The organism is Pseudomonas sp. PAMC25584, assembly GCF_058135675.1.
In genome coordinates this window covers 6,096,992-6,118,622 of the sequence record NZ_CM176870.1, presented here as the reverse complement: position 1 = coordinate 6,118,622, position 21,631 = coordinate 6,096,992, and the positions used below count along the sequence as shown (strand labels likewise).

Here is a 21,631-nt window from a genome sequence, read left to right as displayed (position 1 = left end):
CCCCCGGCGCATGGCGCCAGGGGGTGTTCATATCAGCGCTTGGTGTTGGAGCGGATGTTCCAGCCAAACTTGATCGCGCCGCCGTCTTTGGTGCCGTCGGCTTTCTGTGGCTGGTAGTCGACCATCACTTGGGCGAAGTTCAGGGTGACGTTTTCGGTCAGGCGATCATCGGAGCCCGAACCACCGGTGCTCAGGGACGTGACCAGCACTTCTTCCAGGTTGATCACCATGTACTCGACCTGGCTTTCGCCACCGGCCTTGCGCACGGTCAGCTTGACCTTGTCGATGTGTTTGCCGCTGGCGCAGTGCATCATCAGGTTCGGCGAGGATTTGTCGACGTACTTGGTCAGCGACAGGTCTTGGATGTTCACCTTGCCTGCGCCGCCGCCACCGCCTACGTGCATGTTGCCGGACTGGGACATGCCCCAGCTCCAGTTCAGCACGTCGATTTCGTCCTTGTGGGCTTTGTCCATGGACTCGCCCTTGATGTCGCCAATCTTGATGAAAATATCAACAGCCATGTTTTCTCCCTGTGTGGACTCGGCCACTCGATTTGGTTTTTTGTGGGAGGGGGCAAGCCCCTCCCACAGAAGAGCAAGTTCAGCCGCTAGTTATGCGCTTTTCGCCGAAGGCAGTTTCGATACCAGGCGCAGCGACACGGTCAGCCCTTCGAGCTGGTAGTGCGGGCGCAGGTAGAACTTGGAGTTGTAGTAACCCGGGTTGCCTTCGACGTCTTCCACGATCACTTCGGCGGCAGCCAACGGGTGCTGGGCCTTGGTGGTTTCGGTGGAGTGCGCCGGGTCGCCGTCGACGTAGTTGAGGATCCAGTCCTGCAACCAGCGTTGCATTTCGTCCTTCTCTTTGAAGGAACCGATCTTGTCGCGCACGATGCACTTCAAGTAGTGCGCGAAACGGCAGGTGGCGAACAGGTACGGCAGGCGCGCAGCCAGGTTGGCGTTGGCGGTGGCGTCCGGGTCGTCATACTCGGCCGGCTTCTGCAGCGACTGCGCGCCAATGAACGCGGCGAAATCGGTGTTTTTCTTGTGCAGCAGCGGCATGAAGCCGTTCTTCGCCAGCTCCGCTTCACGGCGGTCGCTGATGGCGATTTCGGTCGGGCACTTCATGTCCACACCACCGTCATCGGTAGGGAACGTGTGGGCCGGCAGGTTTTCCACTTCACCGCCGGATTCCACGCCTCGGATGCGCGAGCACCAGCCGTAGTGTTTGAACGAACGGTTGATGTTCACCGCCATCGCGTAGGCGGCGTTGGCCCAGGTGTACTTGGAGCTGTCGGCGCCGTCGGTGTTTTCTTCGAAGGCGAAGGCTTCCACCGGGTCGGTCTTGGCGCCATACGGCAGGCGCGCGAGGAAGCGCGGCATGGTCAGGCCGATGTAGCGCGAGTCTTCCGATTCACGCAGCGAGCGCCAGCCGGCGTATTCCGGGGTGGTGAAGATCTTGGTCAGGTCGCGCGGGTTCGACAGTTCCTGCCACGAGCCCATGCCCATCACGGTCGGCGAGGCCGCAGCGATGAAGGGGGCGTGCATGGCGGCACAGACTTTGGACAACTCGCCCAGCAACTCGACATCCGGTGGCGACTGGTCGAAGTAGTAGTCGCCGACCAGGCAACCGTAAGGTTCGCCGCCGAACTGGCCGTATTCTTCTTCGTACATCTTCTTGAAGATCGGGCTCTGGTCCCAAGCGGTGCCCTTGAATTTCTTCAGGGTCTTGTGCAGGTCCGGCTTGGAGATGTTGAGCACGCGAATCTTCAGTTGCTCATCGCTCTCGGTGTTGTTGACCAGGTAGTGCAGGCCACGCCAGGCGCTTTCCAACTGCTGGAAATCCTGGTGGTGGATGATCTGGTTGACTTGGGCGGTGAGCTTGGCGTCGATGGCGGCGATGATCGATTCGATCGACTTGATCGCGTCGTTGGACACCAGGTCCGTCTGTGCCAACGCCTGTTCGGCCAGGGTGCGCACGGCGGTTTCCACGGCTTCGCGGGCACGCTCGGTCTTCGGTTTGAATTCTTGCAGCAACAGCGAGGCGAACTCGCTGGTTTCTTCGGTGGCGCCCAGGTTTTGAGCGTTTTCGCGAACGGTATTCTCGGTCATGATTATTGGTCCCCTGCCGGCTTCGGCGCGCTCGCAAGGGCCTGCAGCAATGCTGGGTCCTTGATCGCTTTCATGATGATTTCTTCAGCGCCGGTCTTGCCGTCCATGTAGGTCAGCAGGTTGGCCAACTGGGTGCGGGCTTCGAGCAGCTTGCTCAGCGCGTCGACCTTGCGGGCCACGGCGGCTGGGCTGAAGTCGTCCATGCTTTCGAAGGTGATGTCCAGGCTCAGGTTGCCTTCGCCGGTCAGTTCGTTGGGTACGTGGAACGCTACGCGTGGCTGCATGGCCTTGAGGCGCGAGTCGAAATTGTCGACGTCCACTTCAAGGAACTTGCGGTCGGCCACGGGCGCGAGCGGCTCGGCGGGTTTACCGGCGAGGTCGGCCATCACACCCATCACGAAGGGCAGCTGGACCTTTTTCTCGGCGCCGTAGAGCTCGACGTCGTACTCGATCTGCACTCGAGGCGCGCGGTTGCGCGCGATGAATTTCTGAGAACTTTGCTTCGCCACGTTGCTGCTCCTGGTCGCTTGAGCGACGGTATTGTTACTGCACGGTTGGTCGGCTTACTCGCCGTCCGGGCCACGCAGGTTTTCAAATTGGGACATGCCGTCGGGAATCAGATTACGCACGATGGCCGCGAAGTCGGCATGCACCAGGTGCTTTGCGCGGTTCAACAGCACCGGCAGTGGGCTCGAAGGCTCGTGACGGCTGTAGTACGCAAGGATCTTGTCGAGGCTGCGCAGCACGTCATCGCGGTTGGTGATATCGCCGCTGGGGCGCGGTGCGACAGGGGCGGCGGCGAAGTCGACCGAGGGGGCATTGTCGTCACTGACGGCCTCGGGTTCGCGGCTGTCGGTCTCGCTGCTCGGGACAAACTGACTGAGGATCTGCAGCGCCTGCTTGAGCGGTTGTTTCAACAGGCTGAGGTCGACGCCCTGGGCCGAGCCGACCTGGTCGCTGACCTGTTGTTCGATGGCTTCGCAGGCGGCACGCGCGCTGCTCAAGGCGTCGCGGGTGGCTTGCAGTTGCTCGGGGTCGCTGTCGAGGAACGCGGCGTTGAGCTGCTGGGCGCCGAGTTGTTCGTCGGGGAAACTCATCAGGCCGCTGGCGTTCAGCGCGGCGCGCAGGCTCACGGGGCCGAAGGTGCGCGAGCGCGTGAGGATGCTTTCGCGCAGCAGGCGAATCGTCGCGTCGCTGGTCAAGCCGGACAGGGCGTTGATGCGCACGGTGGGGTCGTTATCGTCGTCGGCATCCAGGTGCGGATGCAGGTCGGCCCAGTATTCGCGCAGCAGTGCGTTGATCAGCGTGAGCGCGTCGGCCAGCCCGGCCACACCCTGGAGGGCGAGGGCGCTTTGCAGCAGAAAATGGGTGATGCGCAGGTCTTTGCTGCGTTGCAATAAGTCGAGGCTTTGCTGCTGGATGCTGCGCCAGTCCGGCGGTTCGGCAGGGAGGATGGAGTCGCCCATGCTGCGCTCGGGCTGACCCTTGGCGTCACGTTCCAATTGTAGAAATTGCGCGTCATATTCCATGTCTTCGCCACATGGCGAAGTCGCGGAAACGGCAGCGAGCAGCAACGGCACATCCACTGAAATCGATCTCCCTATCGGCCCGTTAGATGGCGGGCAATTCATGCATTAGTTGCGTGATGAACTTTGCATGTTTTCTTGGTCATATAAGTGCGACGCCACTAATGTGCCATCACTGGTATTCAAGAAGTTGTGCATTTTTGGTGTAGTAGTTATGGCTTGTCAAGGTAAGCTATTCGCCCTCTGTGACAGATGTGCGGTGTTTAGCAACCTGCTCGACTGATAAGTCAGGAGGCGTACTAAAACAGGATTTTTCTCACAGACGCCGGTTAAGATCAGTGATCATGCTGTAAAAAGCAGGTTATAACAGCCGTTCGCACCACCTGACGGGACCCCTCGGGAAAGGTTGCCGCCGGGAATCGACTGCGCGCGAAGTATCAGCAAGGAGGCAAGATGTCGCTGTGTTTGACTATCACTAGTTATCACAAGATTACCCCTGGGCAGTGTGCCGAAAAATCCTTGAGCCAGGGCTCGATGGCGATCGGCCGCAGCTCGGATAATGACTGGGTATTGCCTGATCCTGAGCGTCTGGTTTCCTCGCAGCATTGTGTAATTCAATACAAAGATGGTCGATATTATTTAACCGATAACAGCACAAATGGTGTGGAGTTGGTTAACGCCGGCATCCGTCTGCGTCGGGGTAATAGCGAGCCTTTGCAGGATGGCGAACTGATCCGCATCGGTGATTACGAAATCCAGGCGCGCATCGATTTCAATGTGCAAGCCGTGGATAGCCAGCCGTTTGCCGGTGATTCCCCGAACAGTTTCGAGGCGCTGATGGGCGCCGTCGTGAGTAAACCGGCAGCCGCGCCGGTGATCGCCCCCCAGTTCCAGGGCGCGTCGTCGATGGACACCCTGCCGGACCTGTTTGATTTCCTCAGCCCGACCGCTGTGCCGCCGCCGACCGTGGCCGATCACGTGCCTTGCGAGCAACATGATTTTCGCCCGCCGACCCCGGTGGCCGTGCCGGTTGTCCCGCCACCTGCCGTGTCGGGCTCGGTCATTCCCGAAGATTGGGACCTGTTTGGCGACACGCCAGCTCCCTTGGTCAGCGCACCGCCACCGCCATCTCCCGCCGCCGTTGTCCCGCCGCCACCCGTGGTTGAGCCCTTGCTCCCCGTGGCCGACAGCCAACAACCCGATCTTTTGCAAGCCTTCCTGCGCGGTGCCGGCCTGGACCAACTGCGCCTGGACAAGGCCCAGGCCGAAGCCCAGATGGAAAGCATCGGCCGCAGCTACCGGCTGATGGTCGACGGCCTGATTGACGTGTTGCGCGCTCGCGCGAGCCTCAAGGGCGAGTTCCGCATGCAGCAAACGATGATCCAGCCAGCGGAAAACAATCCGTTGAAATTCGCCCCGAATGCCGACGAAGCGTTACTGCTGCTGCTTCGTCATGGCAACCAGGCGTTTATGGCGCCGGACATCGCGGTGCGCGACAGTTTCGACGATCTGCGCGCTCACCAGTTGGCAGTAATGGCCGGTGTGGAAGCGGCGATCAAACATCTGCTCAGTCGCTTCGAGCCGGCACAGTTGGAAGAGCGCATGGGCAAGCCCGGCGGGCTGTCGAGCCTGTTCAGCGGCTCGCGCCAGGCCCAGTACTGGCAGCAGTTCACCGAGCTCTACGGCAATATTTCCCGCGAGGCCCAGGAAGATTTCCAGGACCTGTTCGGCCGCGAATTCAGCCGAGCCTATGAAGAGCACAGCGCACGACAGCGTCGCTGAAGCATGGATAAAACGGAAAGCTAAGTACGTCATTGAGGACGAAGGATGATTCCCAGGTTTTTACTCGCAGTAGCCACCCTGCTGATGCTGACAGCGTGCGCCAAGGATGCTGTCAAACCCGAAGCCGCGGCCTCGGCCGAAGCGAACACCGCTGCCGTCGAGTTGCACTTTCATGCGATTGCCGGGCTTAACCCCGGCGCCAACGGCCAGGCCGCCCCGGTGCGGGTGCGGATTTTCGAACTGAAAAACGCCGCCACCTTCAGCCGTTCGGATTACTTCGCCCTGGCTGACCGCGCGCAATCCACCCTTGGCCTCGACCTGCTGGACCAGGACGAAGTGACGGTGCAGCCCGGCCAGCAACTGAGCATCCAGCGCGACCTCGACCCGTCCACCCGCCAGATCGGCCTGTTGGTGGGCTATCGCGAGCTGGACCGCGCGCAATGGCGCACGGTGCTCAACGTGCCGCCGCGCCAATACACCGAATACCAGATCAGCCTCGATGTGCGCGCCGTGCGTGCGGACGTCGTGGTTTCCCCATCCAGCCCAGCCCAATAACAAGCAATCGGAGCCCCCATGTCCTGGAACAATCGCGTGGTCTGGTCGGAAGGCATGTTCATTGGAACGCAGCACTTCCAGCAGCATGACCGTTACCTGGAAAACCTGATCGACGCCCGCAGTCGCCCGTTGTCCGCCGGCGCCTGGGGGTTTTCCGAGTTGCTGATCGATCAGGGCCTGCTGGCCCAGGGCAAGCTGGCGATTGTGTCGGCACGCGGCCTGCTGCCCGATGGCACGCCGTTCAATATTCCCCAGGATGACCTGGCGCCCAGCCCGCTGAATATCGACGACAGCCTGCGCGACGGCCTGGTCTACCTGGCGTTGCCGCTCAAGCGCGCGGGGGCCCGCGACACCGTCGACGACGGCGAAGAGCTTGGCGCTGCCCGCTACGTGAGCCAGGTGCGCGAAGTGCGCGACGACAACGCACCGTTCGAGAACCGCGCCCCGGTGGCCGTCGGTTCCCGCGCGCTGCGCCTGCTGACTGCGCAGGACGGCATCAGCGATTACGCCGCGATCGGCCTGGTACGTATCAAGGAAAAACGCGCCGACCGTGCGCTGGTCCTCGACGACAGCTACATCCCGCCGGTACTCGACGTGGCCGCCAGCAAACCGCTGACGGCGTTTCGCAGCGAACTGCTCGGCCTGCTGCACCAGCGCGGCGAAGCCCTGGCCGGGCGCGTGGTCGCTTCGGGCGCGGGCGGCGCGTCGGAGATCGCCGACTTCATGCTGTTGCAACTGGTCAACCGTGCCCAACCGCTGATCCAGCACCTCAGCCAACTGAGCCCGCTGCACCCGGAGCGTTTGTTCAGTGAACTGGTCAGCCTGGCGGGTGAGTTTGCCACCTTTTCCACCGCCGGCCGGCGCCCCCAGGAATACCCGCAGTACCAGCACGACGACCTGGCCCTGAGCTTTGCCCCGGTGATGCAGGCTCTGCGTGAAGCGCTGTCGATGTTGATCGACAGCAAGGCCACACCGATCCCGATTGTCGAGAAAGCCTACGGCATCCACGTGGCGATGCTCGCCGACAAAACCCTGATCGACAGCGCCAGTTTCATCCTCGTGGTGCGCGCCGATGTGCCCGGCGAAACCCTGCGCGCGCGCTTCGGCCAGCAGAGCAAGGTCGGCTCGGTGGAGCACATTCGCGACCTGGTCAACCTGCAATTGCCTGGCATCGGCCTGCTGCCGTTGCCCGTGGCGCCGCGCCAACTGCCGTACCACGCAGGCTCGACCTATTACGAGCTGGACCGGGGCAGCGAGCACTGGCAGCAGTTGAGCAATTCCGGTGGTTTCGCCTTCCATATCGCCGGGCAGTTCCCGGGCTTGAACCTGGCCTTCTGGGCGATCCGAGGATAATCCGCGATGCACCCCAATGATGATGACCGCACCCAGTTCATGCCGCGCCCGGGTGGCCGGGAGCCTGCTCCTGCGCGTGCCGAACCGGCGCCGCTGTCGATGCCGGCCGCGCCGATCCTTACCGGCCAAAGCCAAGGCCTGAACCCGCTGGAAAGCGCCGCCGGCCCGTTGCTGGCGTTGCTGACACGCCTGCGCAACACCATCGCGCATCCGGCGCCGGCCAGTTTGCGTGCGCAGTTGCTGGCCTACCTGCGCCAGTTCGAAGAGCGCGCCGAAGCTGCTGGCGTGGCCCGCAACGAAGTGCTGCTGGCGCGTTACGCGCTGTGTACCGCCCTGGATGAGGCCGTGTTGAGCACGCCGTGGGGCAGCACCAGCGATTGGGGTAAGCAGAGCCTGCTGATCACGGTCCACAACGAAGCCTGGGGCGGCGAAAAGGTCTTTCAGCTACTCGACCATTGCCTGCAAAGCCCGCGTGAGCGCTTGTACCTGCTGGAGCTGTTGTACCTGTGCCTGTGCCTGGGTTTCGAAGGCCGCTACCGCGTGATGAACGATGGGCGCAGCCAACTGGAAGCCCTGCGTGAACGCACCGCGGCGGCAATTCGCAGCGCACGTGGCGAGCATGAGCGCGAACTGTCGCCGCATTGGCGCGGCGTGAGCGTGGTACGCGATCGCCTGGCGCAGTTCATGCCGCCGTGGATCGCCGTGGCCATCGGCCTGGCGCTGCTGCTGGCGTTGCTGTTCGGCCTGCGCATGAAGCTGGCTTCGGACGCCGAGCCGGTGTTCAAGAATATCCATGCCCTGGGCGAGATCCCGGTGCAGGCCATCGACCGCCCCGTGGCGCAGCCGAAAGTGATCGAGCGCCCGCGTCTGGCCGGTTTTCTGGTGGAAGACATCAAGGCCGGTCGCGTTGCGGTGGAAGACAAGGTCGACCGTTCCGTCGTGACTATCCGCGGTGATGAGCTTTTTGCCTCGGCCAGCTCCAGCATCGTCGATGACTACCAGCCGTTGATGCTGCGCATTGCCGACGCGATCCGCAAGGTCAAGGGCCAGGTGCGCGTCACCGGGCACAGCGACAACCGCCCGATTGCCACGCTGCGCTTCCCGTCCAACTGGGCCTTGTCCGAAGCGCGGGCCAAGTCGGTGCTGGAGATCCTTGCGGCCAAGACCGGCCAGGGCGATCGCTTCAGTGCCGAGGGCCGAAGCGACACCGAGCCGGTGGCCACCAACGCCACCGCCGAAGGCCGTGCCCGCAATCGTCGGGTTGAAATCACCGTACTCGCGGAGGGCGTCGAGTGAAGGCGTTTTTCAGTTTCATGATTCGCTGGGTAATCCCGTTGCTGGGCCTGATCGCCCTGAGCCTGATCATCTGGTTTGTCGGGCCGTTGCTCGACGTACTGATGCCCGAAGGGCGGCGCTGGGCGCTGATCATTCTGGTGTTTGCGGTGTGGCTCGCCTACCGCGTGTTCCGCATCCTCCAGGCCCGCCACCAGGCCGCCGAAGTGATGCGCAGCCTGGCCGCGCAAACGCCGGCCGACCCCAACAGCGTCGCCACCGCCGAAGAACTCACCACCCTGCGCCAGCGCATGGACGAAGCCCTGGCCCTGCTGAAAAAAGCCAAGCTCGGCGGTGATGAGCGGCGCAACCTCTACGAACTGCCGTGGTACGTGATCATCGGCCCGCCGGGTTCGGGCAAGACCACCGCGCTGGTCAATTCCGGGCTGCATTTCCCGCTGGCGGCCCAATTGGGTGCCGGTGCGGTGCGCGGCGTCGGAGGCACGCGCAACTGCGACTGGTGGTTTACCGACCAGGCCGTATTGCTCGACACCGCCGGCCGCTACACCACCCAGGACAGCAACTCCACGGTGGACAAAGCCGCTTGGTTGGGCTTCCTCGACCTATTGAAAAAGCAGCGTTCGCGCCGCCCGATCGATGGTGCCTTTATCGCCATCAGCCTGTCGGATCTGCTGCTGGGCAGCGATGCCGAACGCGCTGCCCACGCGGCAGCGATTCGCCTGCGTATCCAGGAGCTGTACACCCAACTGGGCGTGCGCTTCCCGATCTACCTGATGCTGACCAAGCTCGACCTGGTGCCGGGCTTCATGGAGTTCTTCGACAACCTGAGCAAAGAAGAGCGCGCCCAGGTGTGGGGCATGACCTTTGCCCTGGACGACGGCAAGCACGGCGACAGCCCGCTGGCCCACCTGCAAAGCGAATTTGCCGGCCTCGAACAGCGCCTCAACGAACGCCTGGTCGAACGCCTGCAACAGGAGCGCGACCCGGCACGGCGCGACCTGATCTACGGCTTCCCGCAGCAGTTCGGCGCGTTGAAGGATTGCCTGCAAGGTTTCCTCGAAGGCGTGTTCAAACCCAACGCCTTTGAAGAGCGCGTATTGCTGCGCGGTGTGTACTTCACCAGCGGCACCCAGGAAGGCAGCCCGATCGATCGCTTGATCGGCGCCATGGCCCAGAGCATGAACCTGGACCGCCAGCACCTCGCGCGTCAGAGCGGCAGCGGGCGCAGTTACTTCATCGAGAAACTGTTCAGCGCGGTAGCCTTTGCCGAGCGCGGGCTGGTGGGCGTCAACCCGCAGGTCGAACGGCGGCGCAAATGGATCGCGCGCGGCGTGCTCGCGGCCACCGTGGCGCTGGTGATCGTGGTCAGCAGCCTGTGGTGGGTCAGTTATCGCGCCAACCAGGCGTATATCGCCCAGGTCGACCAGAAGGTCGCCCCCCTGGGCCAGGCCGTACAGAACCTCAGCCCGGCACAGCGCGAAGTGCTCGCCGTGCTGCCGTTGCTCAACGCGGTGAAACACCTCGCCGGTGATTCGCCAAGTTGGTCCGAGGGCCTGGGCCTGTATCAAGGCGATATGCTCGAAGCCGAATCCGCCAGCGTTTATCGCAAGCTGTTGATTGCCGTCTTAGCGCCACGCCTGGTGACGCGCATCGAGGAGCAACTGCACGGCGGCGGTAATTCCGACTTCCTCTACGAAGGGCTCAAGGCTTACCTGATGCTCGCCGACACCGAGCATTACGACCCGGACTTCATCAAAGCCTGGATCGCCCTCGACTGGGATCGCAACCTGCCGCGCGATTTGCCTGCCGATCAGCGCCAAGCGCTGGCCGAACACATGCAGGCGTTGTTTGAACGCCACCCGCCTAGCGCACGCCTCGACCCGCGCTTGATCGACGACCTGCGTCGGCAGTTGCGACAACTGCCGGTGGCCCAGCGCGTGTATGACCGGGTCAAACGCCAGAAACTGCCCGAAGGCATTGCTGACTTCCGCCTCAACGAAGCCGCCGGCCGCGACGCTGCGCTGGTGTTCAGCCGCAAGAGCGGCAAGCCGTTGGGCGAGCCGTTGAGTGGTTTCTTCACCGCCAAAGGCTATCGCCAGGCGTTCCTGCTGAGCAGTCTGAACCAGACCGGCACCCTGGCCGAAGAGCAATGGGTGCTTGGCCAGGAACAGGCCGACCAGCAGAACGTGGTCAGCCTGGCTGCCGACGTGCGTCGCCTGTACTTCCAGGACTATCAGCGTCAGTGGGATGCGTTGCTGGCCGACATCGACTTTGTGCCGATCACCAGCGTGGCCCAGGCAGCGGACGTGCTGCGGGTGATTTCCGGGCCGACCTCGCCGCTGAAAAAGCTGCTGGTTGCGGTGGCCAACGAAACCGACTTGCAGGCGCAAGAGCGTCAGTTAGCGGCCAAGGGCGTGCCGGTTGAAGGCGGGGTGGACAAGCTCAAGGAGCGCCTGGGCAACCTGCTCGGCCAGGAGCAGCCCAGCGCAAATGCGCCGGTTGCGGCGGACGACCCGGTGACCGCGCACTTTGCCGAGCTCAACAGCATCGTCAGCAAGAACGAAGGCGAGCCGGCGGCCATCGACGGCCTGCTGGCCGACATGAACGCGCTGTACGTGCAAGTCAGCGCCATGGTCGGCGCCAGCGGCGATGCCTTGCTCGGCGAGGCGAAGAACCAGGCGGCGGCTGCAGCCACGCGGGTCAGCCTGAACGCCGAGCGCCAGCCGCCGTTGGTGCAGGGCATGGTCAAGTCGGTGGTCAACTCGACCACCAACAGCATGATGGGCGGCGTGCGTAACCAACTGAACGCGGCCTGGGTCAGCGAAGTGGTGAACGTGTATCGCCAGTCCCTGGCCGGGCGTTATCCGATGTCGCCGGGCAGCGCCCGTGACGCCACGCTGGATGATTTCGGCCAGTTCTTCGGCGTGGGCGGGGTGATGGATAACTACTTCCGCAAATACCTGCAGCCCTACGTGGATACGTCCGCACAGACCTGGCGCTGGCAGCCGGGCGCCGCTCAGAAACTCGGGATTGCGCCGGGCGTGCTGCAAACCTTCCAGCGTGCCGCGACGATCCGTGACGCGTTCTTTCGCGCAGGCGGCACTCAGCCGATCGTGCGTTTTGAGCTCAAGCCGGTGGCGATGGACGCCAGCATCACCCAGTTCCTGCTTGACCTGGACGGCCAGCAATTGAGCTACGACCACGGCCCGAGCCGCCCGGTGGCGATGCAGTGGCCGAACCCCGGCAGCATTGGCGTGGTGCGTATTTCGATCATGCCGCCGTCGGCCAGCGGCCGTTCCGGCGTGACCCTGGACGGCCCGTGGGCCTGGTTCCGCCTGCTCGAACAATCGGACCTCACGCCCGGCAATGCGCCGGATCGCTTCAGCCTGCGCCTGCGGGTCGACGGTGCGAGCATCGCCTACGAATTGCGCGCCAACAGCGCCTTCAATCCGTTCAAAAGCCGCGTGCTCAGTGGCTTCAGCCTGCCGGAGCGGTTATGACGACGCTGGGCTTCTACGGCAAGTTGGCCAGTCGCGGGGATTTTGTCAGCCGCGCCTTGCCGCAGAGTTTTATCGGCCCGTGGGACAGCTGGCTGGCGGCGGGTTTGCTCGCCAGCCAACACAGCCTGGGTGCCGACTGGCTCAACGTGTACCTGGTCAGCCCGCTGTGGCGCTTTGTTCTCGCGCCCGGCGTGTGCGGGCCGAACGCGGCGGCGGGTGTGGTGATGCCGAGCATCGACCGGGTCGGGCGGTATTTCCCGCTGGCCGTGGTCGCCTTGCTCGATCACGACACCAACCCGGCGTCCCTGGTAGGTGGCCCGGACCGCTGGTTTGAAGAGGCCGAAGAGCTGTTGCTCAGTACCCTGGACGCCGGCGCCACCTTCGACCGTTTCAACGACGGCGTCGACAGTCTGGGCTTGCCGGCGACTGAACTGCGCGCGGTGGACAGCCGTTTCGCCGGGCTACAGCGGGTCGCCGCCACCGTGCCCCATGCACGCATGACCGCGCTCGCCGAACAGGCCTGCGACGGCGCCAGCCTGTGGTGGGGCCGTGGTTCGCAGACGATTTCCCCGGGTTTATTGCGGTGTCAGGGCTTGCCTGCCACCCGCGATTTTGCGCAGTTTTTGCTCGGACAAGAAGGTGTGATGTAGATGGGGTCGACGTACAAATCCGCGAGCAAAAGCCATGTGGGCATGGTTCGCCAGGTCAATGAAGACGCGTGCCTGGACCTGCCCGAGAGTCGCCTGTGGGTGGTAGCCGACGGCATGGGTGGGCATGCCGCCGGGGATTACGTCAGCAGCCTGATCGTCGACAGCCTGCGCAGTGTGCCGCTGGGACGTTCCCTCGAGGAATACTCGGCGGCCTTGCGCAATGACCTGATCCGCGTCAACGCGGCCGTGCGTGAAGAAACCGCCAACCGTGGCGTGACCATGATGGGCAGCACCGTGGTGGTGTTCGCCGCACGCGGCTTGCGCGGCGTGTGCCTGTGGGCCGGCGACAGTCGCCTGTATCGCCTGCGCGACGGCGTGCTCGACGGCGTCTCCCGCGACCACAGCTACGTGCAGGACCTGCAAGACAGCGGCCTGCTCAGCGAGGCCGATGCCCGCGTGCATCCGCGCGCCAACATCGTCACCCGCGCCATCGGCGTGGAAGCCCAACTGGAACTGGCGGTGGTCGACCTGCTGATCGCCCCCGGCGACAGCTACCTGCTGTGCAGCGATGGCCTGAACAAGACCGTCGAAGATCATGAGATCCGTGAAGTGCTCAACCATGACGCACCGGATGAAATCGTGCGCAGCCTGGTCCACCTGGGGCTTAACCGAGGCGCACCGGACAACATCACCGCCATCGTCGTGAAGGTATCGGCATGAACATCGTGATCCCGGGCTACGACATCGAAGGCGAGATCGGCGAAGGCGCCATGGCCAGCGTGTACCTGGCGACCCAGCGCTCGCTGGAGCGCAAGGTCGCGTTAAAGGTGATGGCTGCAGCGCTGGCGGCGGACCCGAGTTTCTGCGAACGCTTCCTGCGCGAGGGCAAGACCCTGGCGCGGCTGTCGCACCCGCACACGGTGACCATCCATGACATCGGCAATGTCGGTGAGCTGTATTACATGGCCATGGAATACCTGCCCAACGGCACGCTCAAGGAGCGCATCGCTGCGGGCCTCACGCCGGAGCAAGGCCTCACGCTGATCCGCCAGATCGCTTCGGCCCTGGGTTACGCCCATGCCCGAGGGCTGGTCCACCGTGACGTCAAGCCGGCGAACATTCTGTTCCGCGCCGATGGCACCGCCGTGCTGTCGGACTTCGGCATCGCCAAATCCCTGGACGACCGCACCCAGTTCACCCAGGCCGGTTTCGCCGTGGGCACGCCGAGCTACATGAGCCCGGAACAGGCGCGTGGCCAGGAAATCGATGGCCGTGCGGACCTGTATGCGCTAGGCGTGGTGCTTTACGAGATCCTCGTCGGCAAGCTGCCTTATAACGGCACCGATGCGCTCTCCACGGCGCTGGCCCACCTGACCGAGCCGCTGCCGGAGCTGCCGCTGCATCACGGGCGTTATCAAGAGGTGCTGCGCAAGCTGTTGGCCAAGGACCCGGCGGAGCGTTTTCCGGATGCGGCGGCGTTGCTGCTGGCGCTGGATCAACTGCCGACAGAGTCGCCGGACGCCACGCTGGTGCGGCCGTTGCCGATTCCGCTGAGTTTTGACCTGGCGGGCATGACGCCCGTCACCATCGACATTCCCACCGATAAACCCCAGCCACAACCCGTGCGTCAGCCGGTGGTGCCGCCAACCCCACACCACACGGTGTCCGAGCAGCGCCGTGGGCCGGTGTTGGCGTTGGCCGCCGTGGCGGTGGCGGTTGCGTTGGCCATTGGTGGCGCCAGTTACTGGTGGTTGAGCGGTAGCGATACGCCTGCCAAGCCGCCGGCTGCTGTAGTGCCCAAGGTCGCGCCGCCTGTAGTGGTCGCCGACGTGGACGGTGGTCAACGACCCTTGCTGATGGTGGGCAAGAAAACCCTGTTCCAGCGCGTGCTCAGCAAGCCCGGCGCGAAACTCTCCAGCGCTGCCGGCAGCGCACCGGGCAAAGCCCTGCCGGCGTTTTCGGTGCTCTACGTGTATCAGCGCAAGGACGTCGACGGCAGCCCGTGGGTGCGCGTCGGCGCCGCCACCGATGGGCGCAGCGGCGGTTGGTTGCCGGCCGCCCAGGTCAGCGACTGGAAGCAAAGCCTGGTGCTCAAGTTCACCGAACGCTCCGGCCGGGCGCCGGTGATGTTCCTGCGTCAATCCGGCGAAGTGGAAAAGCTGCTGGCCGATCCCGCCGCCGCCAAAGGCGTGCTGGCCAAGGCGCAGAACAACCGCGACGACAACGGCCAGGTCCTGGCCCTGGAACCGGCCGCCAGCGCCGTGCCGCAGAACCAGTTCTACCTGTTGCCGATCTTCGATTCCAAAGAGAGCTTCGACGAAAACGGCCAGCCGGTGCAGTTGCTCAACGTCGCGTCCATCGACCCCGGCAATAGCGCAGTCGCCAAGCCCGCGACCCCGGTAATCAACGCCAGCGCTGATGCCTTCCGCACCGCCGTGGTGTTGGTGGTCGACACCACCGTGTCGATGCAGCCGTATATCGACCAGATCCGCGATGTGGTCCACGAACTGCAAACCCGCATCGCCGAGCGTGGCGAGCTGGACAGCGTCAGTTTCGGCCTGGTGGGTTTTCGCAACAGCATCAAGAAAACCCCGGGCCTGGAATACGTGGCCAAGACCCTGATCACCCTCGACCAGGGCCGCGACCCGCAGCGCTTTCTCGACCTGGCGCGTGACGTCAAGGCGTCCACCGTGTCCAGTCATTCCTTCAACGAGGACGCGTTTGCCGGAGTGATGCAGGCAGTGGAAGGCATGGACTGGTCCGGCTATGGCGGTCGTATCATCCTGCTGGTCACCGACGCCGGCGCGCTGCGCAAGAACGACCCGTTCGCCGCCACCCAGATGAACGAAGCCGAAGTGCGCCAGGCGGCGCTGGGCAAGCAGATCAAGATCTACGCCCTGCACCTGCGCACCGATGCCGGCAAGAAAACCCATGGCGGCGCCGAAAGCCAGTACCGCATCCTCACCGCCGACGCCAACCCGCAGATCGGCGACCTGTACACGAAGGTGCCGGGTGGCGATGTGCGCAAGTTGGGCGAGCGCGTCGATGAGATCGGCACGGTGTTCGCCAACCTTGTGCATCAGGTGCGCAATGACACGCCGCAGCCGGTACCGTTGTTGAGTGCCGCGCCGAGCCTGGCGGATAAATCCGCCGCCGTCGGCTACGCCATGCACATGGACTTCCTTGGGCGCAAAACTGCAAGCCAGGCGCCGCAGTTGGTCAGCGCCTGGACCGCCGACCGCGACCTGACCAACCCGGCGCTGCCGGCGTTCCAGGTGTGCGTGATGTTGACCAAATTGCAGCTCAACGACCTGCAGCAGTCGCTGAAACTGATCGTCGACGCCGCCCGCAAAACCCAGACCTCGCCCAAAGACTTCTTCCAGGAAATCGCCAGCGCCTCGGCCTATATGAGCCGCGACCCGCAGGCCCTGCGCAAGGGCGGCAATCTGGCGGATGGCGGCATTCTCGGCGAATACCTGGAAGGCCTGCCGTACCGCAGCAAGTCGCTGAACATGACCCAGGATCTATGGCTGTCGTTGAGCGTGGCCGAGCAGGAAGACTTTATCGACGAGCTGGATTCGAAGATCCGTCTCTATGAAACCTTCCACAATGACGTGGCCAACTGGGTCCGTTTCGGCGATGCCGAGCCGGGCGATGCGTTGTACCGCGTGCCCTTGTCGACGCTGCCGTAATGCTGAACCTGAACGCGGTCCACAAGAGCCGGGGCGTCGGTAGCCAGCGCTATAGCCTGGTGATTCCGGCGCTGCACCTGCGTGCGGGTGAGCAAGTGGCGATTGTCGGGCCGAGCGGGTGTGGCAAAAGCACCTTGCTCGACCTGCTGGCGTTGGTGCTCGCGCCGGATCAGGTGGACAGGTTTGAATTCAATCAGACCGACATCGGCGACTTGTGGCGCGCCAATCGGCAGACCGCCTTGGCCGACCTGCGCAGCCGGCACCTCGGTTATGTGCTGCAAACCGGCGGGTTGCTGGGCTTTCTCGATGTGCGCAGCAATATCGCCTTGTCCCGGCAATTGCTGGGGTTGAAGGACGATGGCAGCGTGGCGCGCCTGGCTGAGCAATTGGAGATCAGCGATCAGTTGGCCAAGAAGCCGGCGGCGCTGTCGGTCGGCCAACGCCAGCGCGTGAGCTGCGCCCGCGCCCTGGCCCATGCGCCGCAATTGGTCTTGGCCGATGAGCCGACCGCGTCCCTCGACCCGCTTAACGCCGAACGGGTGATGCAGGCGCTGTTGGCCCGCGCGCGCGAACACCGCGCCGCTTGCGTGATTGCCACCCATGACGAACCCCTGGCCCGCGCCAGCGGCTTGCAGGTGCGCCGCATCGCTTGCCGTCGCGACAGCGACGGCGGCGTCACCGCCACCCTCGGGGAGGTGTGCTGATGCGCCTCGGCCTGGTGGCTTCCCTGGCTTGGCAGGACTACCGCAACGATGCGTGGCTGTCGGCCTGCTCGGTGCTGGCGCTGGTCGCCGTTATCGCGCCGTTGCTGGTGCTATTTGGCCTGAAATTCGGACTGGTCAGCAGTTTGACCGAGCGCCTGGAGACCGACCCCGCCACCCGCGAAATTATTCCGTTGGGCGGTGGTCGATTCAGCCGCGCTTTTGTCGAGCAGTTGGGCCAGCGCGGCGACGTGGCGTTCGCCATCCCGCGCACGCGGCAGATCGCGGCGACCGCGCAGGTGGGCACATTGACCCTGGAAATGCTGCCGACTGCGCCGGGCGATCCGCTGCTCAACGGTTTGCCGATGCCCCAGGGGCTGGAGCAGATCGTGCTGAGCCACACCGCCGCCGAGAAGCTCGCGGCGCGGCCGGGGGATTGGCTGGAAACCAGTTTTGCTCGTCAAGTTGCGGGGCGCGTCGAAGCCCGGCGTACACGCTTGCAGGTGCTCGCGGTACTGCCGCTGGAGGCCTTCGCCCGCGACGGTCTGTTTGCCCAATTGAGCCTGCTGGAAGCGGTGGAAGACTACCGCGATGGCCGCGCCGTAGCCGCGCTGGGCTGGGACGGCGACGCGGCCAGCGTGGGCGAGCAGCGGGTGTATCCGGCGTTTCGCCTGTATGCGCGCAACCTCACCGATGTGGAGCCGCTGCGGGTGTATTTCGCCGGACAGAATCTGTGGGTGTCGACTCAGGCATCGAGCATCGCCCAGGTGCAGTCGTTGAGCCGCAACCTTTCAATCGTGTTTTGGATCATCGCCGGGTTGGCCTTGGCCGGGGCGTTCGCGGCGATCTTCGCCGGGGCGTTGGCCGCCGTGGCGCGCAAGCGCAGGGAGTTGTCGGTGTTGCGCCTGTTGGGCTTTTCCACCGGCGCGCTGTTGCGCTTTGTGGTGCTGCAGGCGCTCTACAGCGCTGGCTTGGCTGCCGTGTTCAGTGCGGGTCTGTATGGCCTGGCCGAGGCAGGGTTGAATCAATTATTCGTGCAGGTGCCGGGCGAACACGCCAGCCACCTGTTGGTGCGTCATTACGGCCTGGCCCTGGTTGCGGTGCTCGGCGTCAGCGCCGTGGCGGCGGCCTGTGGCGGCTGGCGCGTGGCGCGTATCCAGGCTTCTGAAGGAATCCGAGATGTATAAGTTACTGGGCGCCGCCTTGGCGCTGAGCCTGGCCTCACTGGCCTGGGCCGATGAAGCCAGCGATAAGCTCGACAACCCCAAACCGTTGCCGGGCGACGTCAGCCTGCCGTTACCGTGCGAAGGCAACCTGGTGTTCCGCTACGCCTACGTGCTGGCGCAAGGCACGTTGGACGACCGCGAGATCAGCCTCGGCTACCCCTTTGCCGAAGGCGAGGCGGGCTATCAACAGTCGTTTATTTCCGGCTATCGCCGCGACTTCATCAACGGCCAGTTCAGCCTCAAGGACTTGCCCAAAGACTGGAATAAAGTCATCGCGCCCCTGATGCCGAAGACCGACGCCAAGACCCCGCTCAAGCCGATGCTGTACTTCATCGGCAAGTACGAAGTGACCGCGCGTCAATACGCCCAGGTGATGTCCCAGGCGCAATCGTTGGCCAGTGGCGAACCGGCGCCCGCGTGCGATGCGCCCAGCGGCATGGCCGGGCGTTTGCCCAAGGTCAAGCTGTCGCGCTTTGAAGCCGAACGCTTCTCGGCGGTGTACAGCGCCTGGCTGATGAAATATCACCGCGAGTTGCTGCCGGTCAGCGGGCGCGGCGCTTCTGCCGACGACGGCGGCCTCGGTTTTGTGCGCTTGCCCACCGAAGTGGAATGGGAATTCGCCGCGCGCGGGGGGCAGGCCGTGAGTCGCCAGGACTTGGAAGGGCGCCTGTTCCCCCGGCGTATCGAGGGCAGTGAAAGCGATGGGCCGCTGGCGGATTGGGCGGTGTTCAACCAGGTCGCCGGCGGCACCGGCCAGGCCGCACGGCTGATGCCCATCGGCACCAAACTGCCCAACCCGATCGGTATGTTCGATGTGATCGGCAACGCGGCGGAAATGGTCCAGGAATCCTTCCAACTGGTACATGCCGGACGTCGCCAGGGCGCCTACGGCGGCTTTGTGGTCAAAGGCGGCAATTACCTGGAAGGCGAGGGCACGCTGTTCACTGGCATGCGCCGTGAGTACCCGTTGTTCGCCGCCGACGGCACCGAGCAAAGCAACGAGACCACCGGTTTTCGCGTGGCGATTGGTGCGCTCTCGGCGCCGCGTTCGCGCTACAAGGAGCTGTTCGCGCAGTGGCAGAAAGAGGGCCGCTTGGCCTCGCTGACCGATGCCATCGATGACGCCCAGGACCCGACCAAGCGCCTGGACAGCATCATCGCCGCGAGCGTCGACCCACGGCTGCAAGCCGAGCTGGGGCTGGTCAACGAAGAGCTCAAGCGCAACGTCTCGCTGATCGCCCAGCAACGCGAAGAAGCGGCGGGCAACTTGATTCAGTCGGCGGCGTTGGTGGCCGAGACCATCAACAACTACAACATCCGCCTGATCAACCTGCAAAAGAGTCGCCAGCAGGCCGTGGATGCTAAGGACGAGGCCAGTGCGCAACTGTTTGCCACGGCCATCGCCAACGGGCGCAGCGCGCTCGACGGTGCGGTGGCGATCTATATCGACAACCTGGCCACCGGCACGCGCTACACCGATGCGGTGATCCAGGCACAGTTTCAACGGATCAAGGAAGAGTTGGATCGCAAGCCAGTGCTCGGCAAAAGCCTGGTGACGCGCGCGACACTGTTCGTTCGCCATGTCGGCGACTACCGCAAGCAACAGCGGGCCGACCCGGCAACGATTTTGAAGGAATTGCTCGCAGCCAGCGGTCAGCGGTCTTGATCGCTGGCTTGCGGGCGAGCTTGGAAGGGACTCAGGCGGCGGTGGGCCGTGCTGGGCAAGTCAAACTTAAAAGAGAACACACCTATGCTTTTTTCCCGTAAGGCGGTTTCCAAGCGTCACCTGCTGCTGATCGCGGCCGGTTTCAGCACCGTGTTGACTGGTTGCGCCACGTCGCCGGCCTCCAAGGTCGCGTCGAGCACCAAGGTCGAGTACTACCCGAACTGCTATGAGCCGGTGCAGCACCTGCGCACGACCGATTCGGACATGACCAAGTCGGTCGTTACCGGCGCGGCCATCGGCGCTGCCGGCGGTGCATTGCTCGGCGCCCTGACCGGCGACTCCGAGAAGCGTGGCCGTAACGCAGCGATCGGTGCTGCGGGCGGCGCCCTGGTCGGCGGCGCGGCGGGTTACTACACCGAGCGTCAGAAGCAGGTCGCCGACGACAACCAGCGTATTGCATCCTACGCGGCTGACGTGAACAAAAGCGCCTCCGACATCGATCGCAGCACCGCCTACGCCAAGGCGTCGCAGCAGTGCTACCAGAGCGCGTTCACCAAACTGGTGGCCGACCGTAAAGCCAAGACCGTCAACGATACCGAAGGCCGCAAGCGCCTGGCGGAAATCGTTTCCGGCCTGAAGGAATCCAATGACTTGATCGTCGCGGTCAATGGCAAAGCCAGCGAAGACCTGAACAACTACACCCAGGCTTACGAGAAAGACCTGCAACAGGTTGGCGTGCAGCGCAACGACGTGGTCACCGTGGCGACAGCGGATGCCACTCCGGCGGTCGTACCGGCCAAGAAAGGCAAATCGACCAGCAAAGTCGTGACCAAGCGTCCGCCGCTGCCTGTGGTGCCGAAAGAAGCGGTCGCCACCGAAAAAACCTTCCAGACTGCCCAGACCAAGCAAGCTGAAAGCAAGCAGGTCGCCAGCGCCGGTAAAGCGCAGATCGAAGGCACTTGCCGCGATCCAAACCTGGCCGACTGGGCACCGGTACCTTGCCCGAACGTATAAGCAAGTTGTTGCTATAAGCGTTAAACGCCAACCGATCTCCCGCTAAAGCGCGAGATCGGTGGCGTTCTTTTGGCAAATTGCTACACTGCTGCGGCCACTCAATAATTACACCGAGGCCGTGTGCATGAAATTTCGTTTTCTCCTCTGGGTACTGGGCCTGATGATGGGCAAAGCCAGTCGCACCAACCCTGCGTTCCAGCAGCAGTTGGGTGACAAAGACCTGGCGTTCCAGTTGCAGACCCTCGACGGCAAGGTTGCCCGTCATTTCATCGTCAAAGACCAGCGCATCACCAGCCGTTCGGGTGTTCACCCCGCGCCGGCCTTCGCCATTGCCTTTAAAGATGCCGCCTACGGCTTCGCCACGATGCAGGCGAAGAACAAGCAACTGGCGTTCATGACGGGGATTCAGGACAAGTCGATTCAGATCAAGGGCAACCCGGCGCTGGTGATCTGGTTCCAGGGGTTGACCAAGTATTTGAAGCCGAAGAAAAAGAAGTAGACCGAGGTGGATTCATCGGGGGCAAGCCCCCTCCCACACTTGACCGTGTTCGCAGATCAAAATGTG

General features: G+C 63.7%; 17 protein-coding genes. 13 read left to right on the top strand and 4 right to left on the bottom strand.

Annotated elements, in window-relative coordinates; translation table 11 throughout:
* Positions 1–32: 32 nt before the first annotated feature.
* The 4 genes from ACS5Q8_RS28730 to tssA all read right to left on the bottom strand — a co-directional run bounded on the left by ACS5Q8_RS28730 (position 33) and on the right by tssA (position 3,694).
* Positions 33–521 (bottom strand): Hcp family type VI secretion system effector, encoded by a 489-nt coding sequence (locus tag ACS5Q8_RS28730; RefSeq protein ID WP_247406914.1) that lies wholly within the window; start codon positions 519–521, stop codon positions 33–35.
* A gap of 90 nt (positions 522–611) precedes the next feature.
* On the bottom strand, positions 612–2,108 hold the full coding sequence (gene tssC / locus ACS5Q8_RS28725) for a type VI secretion system contractile sheath large subunit (RefSeq protein ID WP_276195472.1): 1,497 nt from the start codon (positions 2,106–2,108) through the stop codon (positions 612–614).
* 2 nt (positions 2,109–2,110) lie between these two features.
* Entirely contained in the window at positions 2,111–2,617 is a 507-nt protein-coding gene (tssB, locus tag ACS5Q8_RS28720; RefSeq protein WP_247406909.1) for a type VI secretion system contractile sheath small subunit, read from the bottom strand.
* 54 nt (positions 2,618–2,671) lie between these two features.
* A complete protein-coding gene (tssA, locus tag ACS5Q8_RS28715) occupies positions 2,672–3,694 on the bottom strand; it encodes a type VI secretion system protein TssA (protein WP_276195471.1) in 1,023 nt (340 codons plus the stop codon).
* Between the two features lie 393 nt (positions 3,695–4,087).
* On the opposite strand from tssA, the gene tagH reads away from it, so the two are divergent.
* From tagH to ACS5Q8_RS28650, 13 genes are all read left to right on the top strand, one after another.
* Entirely contained in the window at positions 4,088–5,416 is a 1,329-nt protein-coding gene (tagH, locus tag ACS5Q8_RS28710; RefSeq protein ID WP_276195470.1) for a type VI secretion system-associated FHA domain protein TagH, read from the top strand.
* Positions 5,417–5,461: 45 nt separating this feature from the next.
* Positions 5,462–5,971 (top strand): type VI secretion system lipoprotein TssJ, encoded by a 510-nt coding sequence (gene tssJ / locus ACS5Q8_RS28705; protein WP_276195469.1) that lies wholly within the window; start codon positions 5,462–5,464, stop codon positions 5,969–5,971.
* An 18-nt stretch (positions 5,972–5,989) separates the two neighbouring features.
* Positions 5,990–7,324, top strand: coding sequence for a type VI secretion system baseplate subunit TssK (tssK, locus tag ACS5Q8_RS28700; RefSeq protein WP_276195468.1), 1,335 nt, complete (start codon positions 5,990–5,992; stop codon positions 7,322–7,324).
* Between the two features lie 6 nt (positions 7,325–7,330).
* Positions 7,331–8,620, top strand: coding sequence for a DotU family type VI secretion system protein (locus ACS5Q8_RS28695; RefSeq protein WP_276195467.1), 1,290 nt, complete (start codon positions 7,331–7,333; stop codon positions 8,618–8,620).
* Positions 8,617–12,117, top strand: a complete 3,501-nt coding sequence (gene tssM, locus ACS5Q8_RS28690) for a type VI secretion system membrane subunit TssM (protein WP_276195466.1) — start codon at positions 8,617–8,619, stop codon at positions 12,115–12,117. The genes ACS5Q8_RS28695 and tssM overlap by 4 nt, the downstream gene beginning before the upstream one ends.
* Entirely contained in the window at positions 12,114–12,767 is a 654-nt protein-coding gene (gene tagF, locus ACS5Q8_RS28685; RefSeq protein WP_276195465.1) for a type VI secretion system-associated protein TagF, read from the top strand. The genes tssM and tagF overlap by 4 nt, the downstream gene beginning before the upstream one ends.
* Positions 12,768–13,487: a PP2C family protein-serine/threonine phosphatase gene (locus ACS5Q8_RS28680; RefSeq protein WP_276195464.1), complete on the top strand. Its 720-nt coding sequence runs from the start codon at positions 12,768–12,770 to the stop codon at positions 13,485–13,487.
* Positions 13,484–16,459, top strand: coding sequence for a serine/threonine-protein kinase (locus tag ACS5Q8_RS28675; RefSeq protein WP_465159682.1), 2,976 nt, complete (start codon positions 13,484–13,486; stop codon positions 16,457–16,459). The genes ACS5Q8_RS28680 and ACS5Q8_RS28675 overlap by 4 nt, the downstream gene beginning before the upstream one ends.
* The gene (locus tag ACS5Q8_RS28670; protein ID WP_276195462.1) at positions 16,459–17,163 is read left to right on the top strand and encodes an ABC transporter ATP-binding protein; all 705 of its coding nucleotides are present in this window, start codon (positions 16,459–16,461) and stop codon (positions 17,161–17,163) included. Before ACS5Q8_RS28675 ends, ACS5Q8_RS28670 begins: the two co-directional genes overlap by 1 nt.
* Complete coding sequence (locus ACS5Q8_RS28665; protein ID WP_276195461.1) at positions 17,163–18,347, top strand: FtsX-like permease family protein; 1,185 nt, start codon at positions 17,163–17,165, stop codon at positions 18,345–18,347. Before ACS5Q8_RS28670 ends, ACS5Q8_RS28665 begins: the two co-directional genes overlap by 1 nt.
* Positions 18,340–20,052 (top strand): formylglycine-generating enzyme family protein, encoded by a 1,713-nt coding sequence (locus tag ACS5Q8_RS28660; protein WP_276195460.1) that lies wholly within the window; start codon positions 18,340–18,342, stop codon positions 20,050–20,052. Before ACS5Q8_RS28665 ends, ACS5Q8_RS28660 begins: the two co-directional genes overlap by 8 nt.
* Before the next feature lie 84 nt (positions 20,053–20,136).
* The gene (gene tagQ / locus ACS5Q8_RS28655) at positions 20,137–21,066 is read left to right on the top strand and encodes a type VI secretion system-associated lipoprotein TagQ (RefSeq protein ID WP_276195459.1); all 930 of its coding nucleotides are present in this window, start codon (positions 20,137–20,139) and stop codon (positions 21,064–21,066) included.
* Positions 21,067–21,190: 124 nt separating this feature from the next.
* Positions 21,191–21,565, top strand: a complete 375-nt coding sequence (locus ACS5Q8_RS28650; protein ID WP_094774023.1) for a helicase — start codon at positions 21,191–21,193, stop codon at positions 21,563–21,565.
* Positions 21,566–21,631 lie beyond the last annotated feature (66 nt).